At 70.1% G+C, this 15,964-nt stretch carries 11 protein-coding genes; 1 reads left to right on the forward strand and 10 read right to left on the reverse strand.

Annotation, left to right across the window (positions count from 1 at the left end):
- Positions 1–18: 18 nt before the first annotated feature.
- Positions 19–1,449, reverse strand: coding sequence for a pyruvate kinase (gene pyk, locus ABD332_RS18000; RefSeq protein WP_344503094.1), 1,431 nt, complete (start codon positions 1,447–1,449; stop codon positions 19–21).
- Positions 1,450–1,551: 102 nt separating this feature from the next.
- Between pyk and ABD332_RS18005 the strand changes: the two genes are divergently transcribed.
- Positions 1,552–2,658: a low temperature requirement protein A gene (locus tag ABD332_RS18005; RefSeq protein WP_344503095.1), complete on the forward strand. Its 1,107-nt coding sequence runs from the start codon at positions 1,552–1,554 to the stop codon at positions 2,656–2,658.
- Here the strand turns inward: ABD332_RS18005 and ABD332_RS18010 are convergent.
- The 9 genes from ABD332_RS18010 to gltB all read right to left on the reverse strand — a co-directional run bounded on the left by ABD332_RS18010 (position 2,655) and on the right by gltB (position 15,721).
- The gene (locus tag ABD332_RS18010) at positions 2,655–3,815 is read right to left on the reverse strand and encodes a mechanosensitive ion channel family protein (protein ID WP_344503096.1); all 1,161 of its coding nucleotides are present in this window, start codon (positions 3,813–3,815) and stop codon (positions 2,655–2,657) included. The genes ABD332_RS18005 and ABD332_RS18010 overlap by 4 nt on opposite strands.
- A 31-nt stretch (positions 3,816–3,846) precedes the next feature.
- Positions 3,847–4,926 carry a S8 family serine peptidase gene (locus tag ABD332_RS18015; protein ID WP_344503097.1) on the reverse strand — a complete coding sequence of 360 codons (1,080 nt, stop codon included), beginning with the start codon at positions 4,924–4,926 and terminating at the stop codon, positions 3,847–3,849.
- Positions 4,923–5,996, reverse strand: coding sequence for a WXG100 family type VII secretion target (locus tag ABD332_RS18020; RefSeq protein WP_344503098.1), 1,074 nt, complete (start codon positions 5,994–5,996; stop codon positions 4,923–4,925). The genes ABD332_RS18015 and ABD332_RS18020 overlap by 4 nt, the downstream gene beginning before the upstream one ends.
- 151 nt (positions 5,997–6,147) lie before the next feature.
- Positions 6,148–7,176, reverse strand: coding sequence for a S8 family serine peptidase (locus ABD332_RS18025; protein ID WP_344503099.1), 1,029 nt, complete (start codon positions 7,174–7,176; stop codon positions 6,148–6,150).
- A gap of 38 nt (positions 7,177–7,214) precedes the next feature.
- A complete protein-coding gene (locus ABD332_RS18030; RefSeq protein ID WP_344503100.1) occupies positions 7,215–8,294 on the reverse strand; it encodes a hypothetical protein in 1,080 nt (359 codons plus the stop codon).
- Entirely contained in the window at positions 8,294–8,698 is a 405-nt protein-coding gene (locus tag ABD332_RS18035) for a hypothetical protein (RefSeq protein ID WP_344503101.1), read from the reverse strand. Before ABD332_RS18035 ends, ABD332_RS18030 begins: the two co-directional genes overlap by 1 nt.
- A 172-nt stretch (positions 8,699–8,870) precedes the next feature.
- Positions 8,871–9,647 carry a neutral zinc metallopeptidase gene (locus tag ABD332_RS18040; RefSeq protein ID WP_344503102.1) on the reverse strand — a complete coding sequence of 259 codons (777 nt, stop codon included), beginning with the start codon at positions 9,645–9,647 and terminating at the stop codon, positions 8,871–8,873.
- A 58-nt stretch (positions 9,648–9,705) separates the two neighbouring features.
- Positions 9,706–11,178 carry a glutamate synthase subunit beta gene (locus tag ABD332_RS18045; protein WP_344503104.1) on the reverse strand — a complete coding sequence of 491 codons (1,473 nt, stop codon included), beginning with the start codon at positions 11,176–11,178 and terminating at the stop codon, positions 9,706–9,708.
- A complete protein-coding gene (gltB, locus tag ABD332_RS18050) occupies positions 11,171–15,721 on the reverse strand; it encodes a glutamate synthase large subunit (protein WP_486303842.1) in 4,551 nt (1,516 codons plus the stop codon). The genes ABD332_RS18045 and gltB overlap by 8 nt, the downstream gene beginning before the upstream one ends.
- Positions 15,722–15,964: the final 243 nt, after the last annotated feature.

The following is a 15,964-nucleotide window of genomic DNA, read 5'->3' on the forward strand; positions in this document are numbered from 1 at the left end:
CCTGCAATCTAGAGGTTCCTACTCGCTCTGGTCGTGTGACAGTGCTCCCAGCGTGTGGACCCGCAGCGTGTTGGTCGAGCCGGGGGTGCCGGGCGGGGAGCCCGCGACGATGACGACGTCGTCACCGGCGCTGAGCCAGGGCAGGCCGACCATGGCCATGTCGACCTGCTGGAACATCTCGTCGGTGTGCTGGACGAACGGCACGTCGAACGTCTGCACGCCCCACGACAGGGCCAGCTGGTTGCGCACCGTCGGCTCGGGCGTGAACGCGAGCAGCGGCAGCTCGCAGTGCAGCCGGGCGAGGCGGCGGACCGTGTCACCGGTCTGCGAGAAGGCGACGAGCGCCTTCGCGCCGATGTTGCGGGCGATGTTGGACGCGGCCGAGGTGAGCGCGCCGCCGCGGGTGCGGGGGTCGTGCTGCAGCCGCGGCACCGACAGCGAGCCGCCCTCGGTGGTCGCGATGATCCGGGCCATCGTGGAGACGGTCAGGATCGGGTAGCGCCCGACGCTGGTCTCGCCGGAGAGCATGACGGCATCGGCGCCGTCGAGCACGGCGTTGGCGACGTCGGACGCCTCGGCGCGGGTCGGGCGGGCATTCTCGATCATGGAGTCGAGCATCTGCGTGGCGACGATGACCGGCTTCGCCGACTCGCGGCACAGCTGGACGGCCCGCTTCTGCACGAGCGGCACCTGGTCGAGCGGCATCTCGACGCCGAGGTCGCCGCGGGCGACCATGACGCCGTCGAAGGCCGAGACGATCTGCTCGAGGGCGGCGACCGCCTCCGGCTTCTCGACCTTGGCGATGACCGGGCGGTGCACCCGCTCCTCGTCCATGATCTCGTGGACGAGCTTGATGTCGTCGGGTGAGCGCACGAACGACAGTGCGATCCAGTCGGCGCCGAGCTGGAGCGCGAACCGGAGGTCCTCGGCGTCCTTGTCGGACAGGGCGGGGACGCTCACCGCGACGTTGGGCAGCGAGACGCCCTTGTTGTTGGAGACCATGCCGCCCTCGGTGACGAGGACGGTGATGTCGTTGCCTTCGACGCTGGTGACCTCGACGGCGACCTTGCCGTCGTCGATCAGCAGCCGGTCGCCGGCCTTCACTTCCTGCGGCAGCTTGGTGTAGGTGCACGAGACCCGGTCGGCGGTGCCGATCACGTCGTCGCTGGTGATGACGGCCGTGTCTCCGGTGCGCCACTCGTGCGGTCCGTTGGCGAAGCGACCGAGCCGGATCTTGGGACCCTGGAGGTCGGCGAGAATGCCCACGGAACGGCCGGCGGCAGCGGCGGCCTCACGGACGAGGGTGAACACCGCGGCGTGGTCCTCATGGCTGCCGTGGCTGAAGTTGAGCCGCGCGACGTCCATCCCGGCGTCGACGAGGCCGCGAATCCGCTCGGGCGACGATGTGGCGGGTCCGAGCGTACAGACGATTTTTGCGCGTCGAGTCACACGTTGAGGCTAGCCCCTCCGCCCGGTGACGATTCGGCCGACCCACGGTGGCGCCATCAGTTGAGACACCGTCCACCTGCCGTTCCCGGAGATAATCGGACGATGTCATCCAGCTCCCAGTGGCACCGGCCGATGGGCATCCGCGACACCCACGAGCCGCACCGCGTCGCGACGCCGCTCGAACTGCTGTTCGACCTGTGCTTCGTGGTCGCCATCGCGCTGGCGGGGCAATTGCTGCACCACTCGATCGCCGAGGGTGACGTGGCGCACGGGATCGTCGCCTATCTGACGGTGTTCTTCTCCATCTGGTGGGCCTGGATGAACTTCACCTGGTTCGCGTCCGCTTATGACACCGACGACGTCGCGTACCGGCTGACGACCCTCGTGCAGATCGCCGGGGTGCTCGTCCTGGCCGCCGGCGTCACCGACGCGTTCCACGGGCACTTCGGCACCGTCACCGTCGGGTACGTCATCATGCGCGCCGCCCTGGTCACGCAGTGGCTCAGGGCGTCCGCCCGGGACGAGACCCGGCGCACGGCCCGCCGGATGGCGTTCGGCGTGACCGCCTGCATGGTGGGCTGGGCGCTGATCCTGCTCACCCACGGCACCATGCACCTGGTGCTCTTCGTCGTCATGGTCGCCGCGGAGCTGGCCGTGCCCATGTGGGCGGAGCGCTACCACCCCACCCCGTGGCACCCGCACCACATCGCCGAGCGCTACGGACTGCTGTTCATCATCGTGCTCGGCGAGATCGTGCTGTCCACGACCGTGGCGGTCCAGGCGGGCTTCGTGCAGGACCGGCTGTGGTGGGTGGCCGCGAGCGGGCTGGTCATCGTGTTCGCGTTCTGGTGGCTGTACTTCGATCAGCCCGCCCACCGGATCCTCGTCGACAACCGGCACGCGTTCGTTTGGGGATACGGGCACTACGTCGTGTTCGCGTCGGCGGCGGCGATCGGGGCGGGCATCGCGGTCATCGTCGACCGGCCCGACCTCTCCGGCGCGCCCGTCACCATCCCGGTGGCCACACTGCTGATGGCGCTGTGGTTCCTGCACATCCGCCCACGCACCTGGCTGGAGCCCACCGCCGCGGCGCTGATCCTGGCCGCCACCTTCGTGGGACCGTCGCTGGTCGTGACAGCGGTGGTGGCGTCGGTACTGGTGGCCGCCCGGCTGATCCTGCTGCGCTCGCGCGTCGCCCAGCGCTGTTAGTGTTCGCGCTCCCCGCCGGTGAACGCCTCCGCGCGGGCCCGGCCGTCGACGCTGTGACTGAAGACCCGCGCGTCGCCGTCGGCGGTGTGCGTCTGCCCCGTCAGCGTCGCGTGCAGCGGCAGCGCCGACGTCACCTCCGCCCGCGTCCGCGGCAGCGACGACGGGTGCGCGTCCCGGATCCACGTCACCATGTGCTCCCGGATGAAGCACCGCAGGTCCCACAGCTTCGGTGCGTCCGTCGCGCTCACCAGCGCCCGCAGCCGCATCGCGGTGCCGGTGGCCTCCACCACCTGCAGCACCGACACCCGCCCGTCCCACAGGTCCGTCGACTCCAGTGCCCGGCGCAGCTCCTCCCGCGCCTCCGGCACCGGCAGCCACCAGTCGACGTCGAGCATGACGTCCCCGAGCAGCGCCGCCTCCGTCCGCGTCCAGTTCTGGAACGGCTTCTCCGTGAAGTACGACGTCGGCAGGATCAGCCGCCGGTCGTCCCACACGTGGACCACGACGTACGAGAGCGTGATCTCCTGGATCCGCCCCCACTCCGACTCGACGATCACGACGTCCCCGAGCCGCACCGCGTCGCTGAACGCCAACAGCAGCCCCGCGAACAGGTTCCGCAGCACGCTCTGCGCCGCCAGACCCGCGATGATGCCGATGAACCCGGCACTCGCCAGCACGCTGGTCCCGAGGATCCGCGCCTGCGGGAACGTCATCAGCATCACCGCACCGGCGATCACGGCGATCGTCGCCACCGTCACCCGCCGGATCATCACCACCTGCGTGTGCACCCGCCGCGCCTGCCGGTTGTCCGGCACGTCCGTCCTGAACCGCGCCAGCGCCGCATCCTCCGCCACCACCAGCAACCCGGCGACCAGCCATGCCGCCGTACCGATGATGAGCAGCTGCTCCACGTGCAGGAACGTGGGCCGCCAGTCCGCCCCGTCCGCCGTCCAGCGAACCGAGAAGTAGATCACCGACAGCACCACCACCCACTGCGTCGGCCGGTGCGCCCTGTTCGCCAGCTCGGTCAGCAACCCCGACCGCCGCCCCACCCACAGCAGGACCAGATGCACCCCCTGCACCACCACCAACGCAACGAGCGCCGCCCCGAGCGCAATCCCCAGCGGCTTGAGCGTGTCGATGAGCGTGTCTCGCATTCGGCGCTAAGTACCCGGGCCCCCTGGCCGCCTAACGTGTCCTGCGTCGCACCCACCAGCCAACCACCCCGCCAACCGCCACCACCGCCACCACGACCCACCCGACACCTCCACCCCCACCCGTCGGCCCTCGTTCCCGACCCGCCTCTGGCACCCCCGTGACCTGAGCCCCACCCGCCGGCACCTCAGCCGTCAACGCCGCCACCGGATCGACAATCCCGAACCCGAACTCCTCATCCCGCCCCGGCTTCCCCCGATCGACGGCCGTCGCCGTCAACCTACGCACCACTTCAGCCGCGGACAGCTCAGGAAACTTCGCCCGCACCAACGCCACCACCCCAGCCACAATCGCCGTCGAGTCACTCGTCCCCTCACCAACCACGTACTTCCCGAACGCCCCGATCGAAACGATCTCCACCGCCGGCGCCGCCAGCACCACCTCCGGCCCGGTAGCCGAAATCGCCGCATGGTTGCCGTCCCTGTCCGTCCCCGCCACCGCCACCACCCCGGGCAACTTCGCCGGAAACCCCACCTGCTTGCTCTTCGGCGTATTACCGACCCCCGCCACCACCACGACATCCGCCTTGACCGCACGCTCGATCGCCACACGCACCTCGGGATACTCGCCGGTGACGGCAGCCACGCAGATGACCTTCGCGCCTTGCGAGACCGCCCACGTGATGCCGTCGGCAAGATCGACGGGCGATCCTCCGAACTCGCTGTGCAGCGTCTGCACCGGCAGAATGATCGCCCTCGGTGCGATACCCAGCACTCCGCCACCGTTGGGCAACCCTCGGCCCGCGATGAGACCGGCCATGGCCGTGCCATGGCCATCCGTGTCCGCTTTGCCATTGCCCGTCGGCTGCTCACCGAACTCCTTGCCGGCAATCACCGCACCGGCCAGCTCCGCGTGGCGATCGTCCACGCCGGTGTCGGTGACGGCGACCAACACCCCATCCCCCTGGCTCACCTCATGAGCCTGCGAGATCCGCAGCGCCGCCAGATGCCACTGACGGTCGCGGATGCTGTCAGCCGCCGCCGGCACTGGTGCCAGAACCCCGCCGAGGAATCCGACCGCGCACGCTATCGCCGCCGGACGCGCCGCTCTCAACGGTCGATTCCAAGCACACCTGGTCCCGATTCATGGCGACGGACTTCCGGTGGCTCAATCACCGGAGCCACGCCACTGGGAACCGACCACGCCTCGCCGCGACCCTGAGAACTGCTCCGACGATCCGCATACCCCTCGGATGACGTGTCCCGGTGCCCTCCGGCGCGACCAATCGGCGATGTCAGCGGCGCCCTGTTAGCCCGAGCCTCCCCCGAAGACCCACCGATCACGCCTCGCAGCTGCCCGCCATTCGCGGCGCCGTTCTCGCCCTGCACCCCTGGCCTCATCACAGGGACGGCACCCGGGACCCGACCCGGACCGAACGCACTCCCGGCACTACCCAGCGATTGCGTGCCATCGACCACACCCGGCAACACGACGGCCGGACCACGCCCCACCGCGTCCGAGCTTCCACCGGTAAGCACCACCGTCCCATCTTGCGACGGTCCAACGATCGGCTCAGGCGGATCGAACCGCAGGGGTCCCAAGCCGCTGCCCCCGCCACCTGCGGCCGGACGTCCCACGCCCGGTCCACCCGGGGCAACCAACGGCGGCGGAATCTCTGCCTGAAGGTCGATCCGCTGATAGGTGGGAAGCGCGACATCGAGACCACCCGTAGGCTCGACAACAGCCTCATCGGCAGCAATGAGAACCCGGCGTGCGCGCTCGTCCAGCACCGTGCGGGCATGCTGCCTGGCCCGCGGATCCGGGAAGCTCGCGGTCTTCTGAAACTCCTGCATCAGAGAGTCCAGCTGCGTGCGCGCTTCATGCATCGCATCGACGATCAGGCTCAGATTCGTGCGGACATCCGCCGCGCCTATCGCCGTCTGCGACATTGCCCTGATCATGTCGTTGAGCCGCTGGACGAAAACGGTCGCCGCTTCGCTCTTCTCCGGAGGCCACCCTTCGGCGAGCTGGTCCCGCAGGATCCGCAGGCGGTCGCGCTGCGTCTCCAGAGCGGTCTGCTGACGACGCAGCGTCGCCAGGTGCACGTGAGCATCGGCCTCGTCGTCCGCCGCGACCATCTCCCACAACTGCGGCAACCGCCACCGCTTGTACGTCTCACCCATCAGACCGGCCCCACCACACACCACCCAACCGGCACATGATCACTCACCGCGTCCTCCCCGCCACGATGCGCAATAGACAACGGTGACGGTACCGCACGCTCAGAACCTCACAACGCCCTCGATTCGCACCACCCGCACAGCGCGACACCCGCTACCGCCGCCGCCTGATTAGTAGCCCCACAAACACCAGCAGCACCCCACCACCGACAACCAACCACACAACCCCCGACCACCCCGCGCGCTCCTCCGGCACCCCCACCCCAGACGAAGCCACCGACGGCACCACACTCGGCACCGAAGCCGTCAACGCCGCCACCGGATCGACAATCCCGAACCCGAACTCCTCATCCCGCCCCGGCTTCCCCCGATCCGTCGCGGTAGCCGTCAACCGCCGCACCACCTCCCCAGCAGACAACCGCGGAAACTTCGCCCGCACCAACGCCACCACCCCAGCCACAATCGCCGTCGCGTTGCTCGTCCCATCCCCTGCCACGTACTTCCCGAACGCCCCGATCGAAACGATCTCCACCGCCGGCGCCGCCAACACCACCTCCGGCCCGACAGCGGAGATCGCCGCATGGTTGCCGTCCCTGTCCGTCCCCGCCACCGCCACCACCCCGGGCAACTTCGCCGGAAACCCCACCTGCTTGCTCTTCGGCGCATTACCAACCCCCGCCACCACCACGACATCCGCCTTGGCAGCGGCCGCGACCGCATCCTTCACCTGCGAATATTCGCTGGTCCCTGCCGCGATGCAGATGACTTTCGCGCCTTGGCCGATCGCCCACATGATGCCGTCCGCCAGATCGATCGGCGAACCACCGAACTCACTGTGCAGCGTCTGCACAGGCAGAATGGTCGCCTCCGGCGCGATACCGAGCACTCCGGCGTTGTTGGGAAGGCCACGCCCGGCGATGAGGCCGGCCATGGCCGTGCCGTGTCCGTCCGTGTCAGCCTTGCCGTTGCCGGTCGGCTGCTCTCCGAACTCCTTGCCGTTGAGTACCGCGCCGGCCAGCTCTCCGTGGCGGTCGTCGACACCGGTGTCCGTGACCGCGACAACAACCCCCGCACCCCGGCTGATCGCCTGGGCCTGCGAAATCCGCAGCGCCTGCAGATGCCACTGCCGGTCACGAATGCTGTCAGCCGCCGCGAGCCGCTGAAACCCGACGACGGTCGTCACCGACAACAGGCAGAGCACCACTGCCCAGCGAACCGCCTTCAACGGTCAAGTCCGAGGACGCCCGGGCCCGGATCATGCGCACGGACCGGCGGAACATCGATCACCGGCGGCACCCCCTGCTCCACCGACCATTGCTCGCCCGCACCCTCCCGTGGTGCGCGACGCGTGCTGGCGGAGCTGTCGCGATTGCCGACGCCGGCCGCTCCACGCATGGCCGCGCCACCAACCCCTGGCGCACCCGCCACCGGCCGACCGGCCAGTCCCCCACCGCTGTTGACGCCGCGTATGCCACCCGCCGCGGCCGAACCCGGCATCGTCGATTCGACCGGAAGCCTCACACCGCCCAGCACCCGTCCCGGACCCAACAGCGACGGCGCGGCCGGACCACCGGGTCCCGCAGCCGTGCCAGCCGCAGGAAGAATGTCTCTCGGCGTCGCCTGTACAGATTCCGCAGGCCCGACCGCCAGCCCGAACTCCTCCCCGGGCAGAGTCACAGCGGGCCGGGGCGGATCGAACCGCGGCATCGCAGGAACGCCTCCCCCGAGCCTCGCGACACTTCCACCTGTGGCGCCTCCGCCACCCACCCCACCACTTGGCGGAGCAACGACATCGGTCTGCATCCCGAACGGCTCGTAGACAGGCAGTTGGACATCCATCCCGGCCGCAGGATCCGCCACCGCCGCATCGGCTTCCCTGAGAATGCGCCGAGCGTGCTCGTCCAGCAGCCTCCGCGCCTGCTCCCCCACCCGCTGGTCGGGCAGATGCTCCGTTCGCCGATACTCCTCAGCCAGCGGCGCAAGTTCAGCGCGAGCCTGACCCAGCGCATCAACGACGAGAGCCACCCGGCTCCGCACCTCCGCCGCACCCACCGCGGTCAGAGACATGGCTCGAATCATGTCGTTGAGTCGCTGGATGAACGCGCTCGCCGCTTCGCTCTTCTCCGGAGGCCACCCTTCGGCGAGGTGGTCTCGCAGGAGCCGCAGGCGGTCGCGTTGGGTTTCCAGGGCGGTCTGCTGGCGGCGCAAGGTGGCCAGGTGCAGGTGGGCATGTTCGGGGTCGTCGGCGGTCAGCATCTCCCAGAGTTGGGGCAGGCGCCAGCGCTGGTACGACTCGGCCATCAGAGTGACCTGCCAGTCCTCGGGTCGTGCTGGGCGGCCCACAGCGCGTCGTCGACCTTGGCTGAGGCGACGGCCAGCGCGGTCTTGAACTGGTCGCCGCTCAGTGTGTCCGCGTGGGAGTACGCTGCCGCGACCTCCTCGGCGGCCTGCACGAACACCGCGCCGTTGTGGATGAAGGCGTCCATCAGGTCCAGGAGTTCGATGAGCTTCCGGTGGTACAGGGTCGCCGCCGCCTGCACGTCTGGGCTGGCTGTGCGGGTCCCGAACGTCGGGGTGTCGACGAACGTGCGCAGGATCTGGTCGTGCTCCGGCGACAGATGGCCGCTCAGATCGGCCCGCAAGCCGGCTCCGAACGACCGGACGGCCTCCAGGTCGACGCTGAACCCCGCCGCATGATCACTCACCGCGTCCTCCCCGCCACGATGTGCAATAGACAGACGTGACGGTACCGCACGTTCAGAACCTCAAGACGCCCCGTTTCGCACCAACCGCAAAGCGTGACAGCGCAAACCGCAAAGCGTGACAGCGCAAACCCGCAAAGCGTGACAGCGCAACCCGCAGAGCGGTACCGCAGGGTCAGCCGTGGTAGGAGGAGGGCATGTCGCAGGCTTCGAGGCTCTGTTCGTAGCCGTCGAAGAAGGCGCCGGTGCGTTGGGCGGCTGAGCCGTGGGCGCCTTCCTGGAACCAGGGTTCGTCGTCGGGGTCGGCGACGGAGAGGAGGCCGTTGCGCAGTTCGTCCAGGTCGCCGTCCTCGAGGGTGAAGTCGCCGACCTTGATGGAGTCGCCGATGTAGGCGCCGGCGAAGCAGTCGGCCTGGAGCTCCTGGTAGATGGTGAAGGCGTACTCGATGCCGAGGCGTTGCTGGATGGCGTGGCCGTATTCGTGGCCGAGGAGGTAGAAGACGAAGGCGTCGCCGAGGTCCTTGTAGACCTCCTCCGACCAGTTCACGTCGTACGCGATGAAGTCGCCGATGGGGCAGTAGGCGGCGTTCTGCGTCGGGATCGGCTGGGAGCCGCACATGACCTCGCCGTCGATGCGGTAGGGCACGATGCGGGAGACGGGCTTGAAGCCGACGATCCGGGAGCTCCAGTAGCGTTCGACGACCTTCACCGCGATGCGGACGTCGTTGGCGAACGTGGAGTCGGGCGCCGCGGCCCGCACGGGTGGCGGGGAGGAGTACGTGGGCGCCGTATAACCCGGATAACCCGGCGTGGACGAGGGACGCGGAGCGGGGAACGGCGGCGCGGACGGGATGGTCGGCGCCCAGAACGGTGTGGTGTCGGCGAAGGCGGCCTCGGAGGGGAGCACCGCGAGGCCCACGACGAGCAGCGAGAGGATGAGCGGGCGTTTCATGGCCGAGGGGTACCCGGGAGCGGCCCCGCGAACAGGACCGCTCCCGATTAGCAACCCGTCAGGCGGTCAGGGCGCCCGCGCTCGGCTCGACCGGTGCCGGCAGGGTGCCGTCGCCGCCGAGGTAGGCGTGGATCGACGCCGCCGCGGAGCGGCCCTCGGCGATGGCCCAGACGATGAGTGACGCGCCCCGGTGCATGTCGCCGGCGACGAAGACGCCCGGCGTGGCCGACTGCCAGTCGGCGTCGGTGTCGATGCCGCCGCGGCGGTTGCGGGTCAGGCCGAGGTTGGTCAGCAGCGGGCCGGGTTCGGTGCCCTCGAAGCCGATCGCGAGCAGGACCAGCTCCGCGGGGTAGAGCCGCTCGGTGCCGGCGATCTCGGTGACGACCCGCCGGCCGTCCACTCTGGACACCTGCACCTCGGCGATGCGCACGCCGGTGAGCTCGCCGTCGTCGTTGCCCTCGAAGGCGGTGACGGCGACCGCGAAGGCGCGCGCGCCGCCCTCCTCGTGCGCGGGGTAGTTGCGCAGGATCCAGGGCCACGTCGGCCACGGGTCGCGCGCCTCGTCGCGGGTGGACGGCGGCACCGGGTACTGGTCGAGCTGCAGCACGGACTTCGCGCCCTGCCGGTGCGCGACGCCGAGGCAGTCGGCCGCCGTGTCGCCGCCGCCGATGATGATCACGTTCTTGTCGAAGGCGGAGATCGACGCGGACGGCACGCGCCCGGCGACGACCCGGTTGGCCTCGACGAGGTGCTCCATCGCGAGGTGTACCCCGGAAAGCCCGCGGCCCTCGATCTCGACGTCGCGGGCGGCCAGGGCGCCGCAGGCGAGCAGGAGCGCGTCGTGGCGGGCCCGCAGGTCGTCGACGGAGACGGTGACGCCCACGTTGACGCCGGTCTCGAAGCGGACACCCTCGGCGCGCAGCTGGTCCAGCCGCATGTCGATGTGCCCCTTCTCCAGCTTGAAGTCGGGGATGCCGTAGCGCAGGAGCCCGCCGAGGGCGTCGTCCCGCTCGTACACCACGACGTCGTGACCGGCGCGGGCCAGCTGCTGCGCGGCGGCGAGCCCCGCGGGGCCCGAGCCGACGACGCCGACACTCTTGCCGGACCGCTCGGGCGCCGGACGGGGGGTGACCCGGCCGGCGGCGACCGCGCGGTTGATGATCTCGACCTCGACCTGCTTGATCGTGACGGGCTGGCCGCCGGCGATCGACAGGACGCACGCGGCCTCGCACGGCGCGGGGCACAGCCGCCCGGTGAACTCCGGGAAGTTGTTGGTCGCGTGCAGGGCCTCGATGGCGAAGTCCCAGTTGCCGGTGCGGACGAGGTCGTTCCAGTCGGGGATGCGGTTGCCGAGCGGGCAGCCGTCGTGACAGAACGGGATGCCGCAGTCCATGCAGCGGGTCGCCTGCTCGGCGATTAGCTCGTCGGACGCGGGCGGGTACACCTCGCGCCAGTCGCGCAGCCGGACCGGGACGGGGCGGCGGGCGGGCAGGCGCCGCTCGTACCGCAGGAAACCGTTCGGGTCAGGCACGCGCCACCTCCATGACCGCCTCGTCGACGTCGCGGCCGGCCGCCTCGGCGGACCGCCTGGCCTCCATGACGCGCTTGTAGTCGCGCGGCACGACCGCCGTAAAGGCTGCCACGGAAGTGTCCCAATTGTCCAGGATGCGCCCGGCCACCGCAGAACCGGTCTCGGCGAGGTGCGACTCGACCAGCGACCGCAGCAGGGCTGTGTCGGTGACCGGCTCCAGGTCCACCAGTTCGGCGTTGACCAGCGTCTGGTCGAGGTTCCAGATGTACGCGACGCCACCCGACATACCGGCGGCGAAGTTCCGCCCGGTGGGGCCGAGCACGACCACGGTGCCGCCGGTCATGTACTCGCAGCCGTGGTCGCCGACGCCCTCGACGACGGCGGTCGCGCCGGAGTTGCGCACGGCGAACCGCTCCCCCGCCTTGCCGCGCATGAACAGGGTGCCGCCGGTGGCGCCGTACAGGGCCGTGTTGCCGCCGATGATCTGGTCTTCGGCGACGAACGTGGCGGTCGGGTCGGGGGTCACGACGAGCTTGCCGCCGGACAGGCCCTTGCCGACGTAGTCGTTGGCGTCGCCGAGGAGCCGGAGGGTGACGCCGTGCGGGACCCAGGCGCCGAAGGACTGCCCGGCGGTGCCGCGCAGCGTGACGTCCACGGTGCCGTCGGGCAGGCCCGCGCCGCCGACCCGGCGGACGATCTCGCCGCCGAGCATCGCGCCGACGGAGCGGTGCTCGTTGCGGACGGCGATCTCCAGCTTGATCGGCGTGCCCTCGTCGAGGGCGGGCGTGACCGCGGCGATGAGCTGGTTGTCCAGCGCCCGCTCCAGGCGGTGGTCCTGCTTGGTGGTCTGGCGCCGGGCGGCGTCGTCGGCGAGCGGAGGAACGTGCAGCAGCGGGGTCAGGTCGAGCCCGCCGGCCTTCCAGTGGTCGACGGCCGAGCGGACGTCGAGCAGCTCGGTGTGGCCGATCATCTCGTCGAGCGTGCGGAAGCCCAGCTCGGCCAGGTAGCCGCGGACCTCCTCGGCCATGAACCAGAAGAAGTTCTCGACGAACTCGGGCGAGCCGTTGAACTTCTTGCGCAGCGCCGGGTTCTGGGTGGCGATGCCGACCGGGCACGTGTCGAGGTGGCAGACGCGCATCATGATGCAGCCCGACACGATGAGCGGCGAGGTCGCGAAGCCGAACTCCTCGGCGCCGAGCAGCGCCGCGATGACGACGTCGCGGCCGGTCTTGAGCTGGCCGTCGACCTGGACGCTGACCCGGTCACGCAGCCCCGACAGCAGCAGCGTCTGCTGGGTCTCGGCGAGGCCGAGCTCCCACGGCGTGCCGGCGTGCTTGAGCGAGTTGAGCGGCGAGGCGCCGGTGCCGCCGTCGTGGCCGGAGATGAGGATGACGTCGGCCTTGGTCTTCGCCACGCCGGCGGCGACGGTGCCGACGCCGACCTCGGAGACCAGCTTCACGTGGACGCGGGCCGCCGGGTTGACGTTCTTCAGGTCGAAGACCAGCTGGGCGAGGTCCTCGATGGAGTAGATGTCGTGGTGCGGCGGCGGGGAGATCAGCCCGACGCCGGGGGTGGCGTGGCGGGTCTTGGCGATCCAGGGCCACACCTTGTTGCCGGGCAGCTGGCCGCCCTCGCCGGGCTTGGCGCCCTGGGCCATCTTGATCTGCAGGTCGTCGGCGTTGACCAGGTACTCGGTGGTCACGCCGAAGCGTCCGCTGGCGATCTGCTTGATGGCGGAGCGGCGGCGCGGGTCGTGCAGCCGCTCGGCGTCCTCGCCGCCCTCGCCGGTGTTGGACTTGCCACCGATGTTGTTCATCGCGATGGCGAGGGTCTCGTGCGCCTCCATGGAGATGGAGCCGTAGGACATGGCGCCGGTCGCGAAGCGCTTGACGATCTCGGTGGCCGGCTCGACCTCCTCGATCGGCACGGCGGGGCGGACCCCGGTGCGCAGCTCGAAGAGGCCGCGCAGGGATCCGGCCTGGCCCGCGAGCTCGTCGACCTTCGCGGTGTACCGCTGGAAGACGTCGAACTGCTTGGACCGGGTCGCGTGCTGGAGAAGGAACACCGTCTCCGGGTTGAACAGGTGCAGCTCACCCTCGCGGCGCCACTGGTACTCGCCGCCGACCTCGAGCCGGCGGTGCGCCCGCTCGGCGTCGTTGGCCGGGTAGGCGCGGGCGTGCCGCGCGGCGATCTCGGCGTGGATCTCGGCGAGGCCGATGCCGCCGATCTTGCTCGGGGTGCCGGTGAAGTACCGCTCGACGAGGCGCGGGTCGAGACCGACGGCCTCGAAGACCTGGGCGCCGCAGTACGAGCTGACGGTCGAGATGCCCATCTTCGACATGATCTTCAGGACGCCCTTGCCGAGCGCCTTGACGTAGTTGTAGATCGCCTTCTCGGGGTCGACGCCGGGCAGCGCGCCGGTGGCGATGAGGTCCTCGGCGCTCTCGAAGGCGAGGTACGGGTTGACCGCCGAGGCGCCGAACCCGGACAGCAGCGCGACGTGGTGCACCTCGCGGCAGTCGCCGGACTCGACGACCAGCGACACCTGGGTGCGGGTCTGCTCGCGCACCAGGTGCTGGTGGACGGCGGCGGTGAGCAGCAGCGACGGGATCGGCGCCAGGTCGACGGTCGAGTCGCGGTCGGACAGGACCAGGACCCGCACGCCGTCCTCGATCGCCTCGGACACGCCGCGCATGATCTCCACGAGGCGCCGCTTGAGACCGGTCGCGCCGTCGCGGATCGGGTACAGGCCGGACACCCGGACGGCCTTGAAGCCGGGCAGGTCGCCGTCGTCGTCGATGTGCAGCAGCTTCGCGAGGTCGTCGTTGTCGATGACCGGGTACGGCAGGGCGATCTGCCGGCAGGACGCCGGGCCGGGCCTGAGCAGGTTGCCCTCGGGGCCGATGGTCGCGGCGACGCTGGTGACGATCTCCTCGCGGATCGCGTCCAGCGGCGGGTTCGTGACCTGGGCGAAGAGCTGCGTGAAGTAGTCGTACATCAGCCGCGGCCGCGTCGAGAGCACGGCGACGGGCGTGTCGGTGCCCATCGAGCCCAGCGGCTCGGCGCCGGCCCGCGCCATCGGCCCGATGAGGATCTTCAGCTCCTCCTCGGTGTAGCCGAAGGTCTGCTGGCGGCGCTGCACGGAGTCGTGCGTGTAGACGACGTGCTCCCGCTCGGGCAGCGTGTCGAGGTCCATGAGCCCGGCGTGCAGCCAGTCCTCGTAGGGCTCGGCCTGCGCCAGCTCGGACTTGATCTCGTCGTCGGTCTTGATGCGGCCGGCGGCGGTGTCGACGAGCAGCATCTTGCCGGGCGCCGAGCGGCCCTTGGCCACGATCGTCGCCGGGTCGAGGTCGAGCACGCCCGCCTCGCTGGCGAGCACGATGAGGCCGTCGGCGGTCTGCCACCAGCGGCCGGGGCGCAGCCCGTTGCGGTCCAGGACCGCGCCGACGACCGTGCCGTCGGTGAAGGCGACGCTCGCCGGGCCGTCCCACGGCTCCATCAGGCAGGCGTGGAAGCGGTAGAACGCCTTGCGGAGCGGGTCCATCCGAGGGTCGTTCTCCCACGCCTCGGGGATCATCATGAGCACCGCGTGCGGCAGGCTCCTGCCCGCCAGGTGCAGCAGCTCGAGCACCTCGTCGAAGTTGGCGGAGTCGGATGCCTCGGGCGTGCAGATCGGGAAGAGCCGGCGGATGTTGCCGGGCAGGTTCTCGGTCGACAGGAGGGCCTCGCGGGCCGCCATCCAGTTCCGGTTGCCCCGGATGGTGTTGATCTCCCCGTTGTGGGCGATCAGCCGGTACGGGTGCGACAGCTCCCACGAGGGGAACGTGTTGGTCGAGAAGCGGGAGTGGACCAGCGCGATCGCCGAGGTGACGCGCTCGTCGGACAGGTCGGGGAAGAACGACACGACCTGGTCGGGGGTGAGCATGCCCTTGTAGGTGATGGTGCGCGAGGACAGCGACGGCAGGTAGAGCTGGATGCCGCGCTCGCGGGTCTCCCGCTCGGTCTGCTTGCGCACGCAGTAGACGACCCGGTCCAGGTCCAGGTCGGACAGCACGGCGCCAGGCGCGCCGAGCCTCTCCGCGCTGATGAAGACCTGCTTGATGCGCGGCATCGCGGCGAGCGCGGTCGCGCCGAGGTCGGAGGCGTCGGTCGGGACGTCGCGCCAGCCGAGCACGTGGGCACCCTCGACGAGGGCGTACTTCTCCAGGACGCGCATCGCGCGCTGGGCGGCCTCGTCGTCGACGGGCAGGAACGCCAGGCCGGTCGCGTAGGAGCCGGCGGGCGGCAGGTCGATCCCGGTCCCGGCGGTGACGTCCCTGAGGAACGCGTCCGGGATCTGGATCATGATGCCGGCACCGTCGCCGGTGTTCTGCTCGGCCCCGCGGGCACCTCGGTGGTCCATGCGCAGCAGCGCGGACAGCCCCTTGTGCACGACGTCATGGGACCGGCGGCCGTGGATATCGGCCACGAACGCGACCCCGCAGGCGTCGTGCTCAAAAGCAGGGTCGTACAGACCCTGCGGCTGCGGTCCCGGGTAACCCATCGGGCCTCCTGACGTCATCGATTGCGAGTCGGGACAACGTCGGCCCTAAAAACACCTTACGGAGCAGTCTTGCCAGTGTACGCGAAGATTGCGGCGCGATCCTCATGTGTTGTCCCGACCGGCCGCCACGCACGATGCCGACCAACGTACCGCCTGTACCGCCGGACGGCCTACAACGTGAGATCGTGACAAATCCCACGAGCCGCAGGTAGGGGCGCTGCGGATGGTCCGTTACCGAATCGG

The organism is Dactylosporangium maewongense, assembly GCF_039531485.1.
Lineage (GTDB): Bacteria > Actinomycetota > Actinomycetes > Mycobacteriales > Micromonosporaceae > Dactylosporangium > Dactylosporangium maewongense.

Excerpts from the sequence above, each read along its gene's own strand:
- ABD332_RS18005 (WP_344503095.1), top strand. The coding sequence starts at position 1,552 with ATGTCATCCAGCTCCCAGTGGCACCGGCCGATGGGCATCCGCGACACC.
- ABD332_RS18010 (WP_344503096.1), bottom strand. The coding sequence starts at position 3,815 with ATGCGAGACACGCTCATCGACACGCTCAAGCCGCTGGGGATTGCGCTC.
- ABD332_RS18020 (WP_344503098.1), bottom strand. The coding sequence starts at position 5,996 with ATGGGTGAGACGTACAAGCGGTGGCGGTTGCCGCAGTTGTGGGAGATG.
- ABD332_RS18030 (WP_344503100.1), bottom strand. The coding sequence starts at position 8,294 with ATGGCCGAGTCGTACCAGCGCTGGCGCCTGCCCCAACTCTGGGAGATG.
- ABD332_RS18040 (WP_344503102.1), bottom strand. The coding sequence starts at position 9,647 with ATGAAACGCCCGCTCATCCTCTCGCTGCTCGTCGTGGGCCTCGCGGTG.
- gltB (WP_486303842.1), bottom strand. The coding sequence starts at position 15,721 with ATGGGTTACCCGGGACCGCAGCCGCAGGGTCTGTACGACCCTGCTTTT.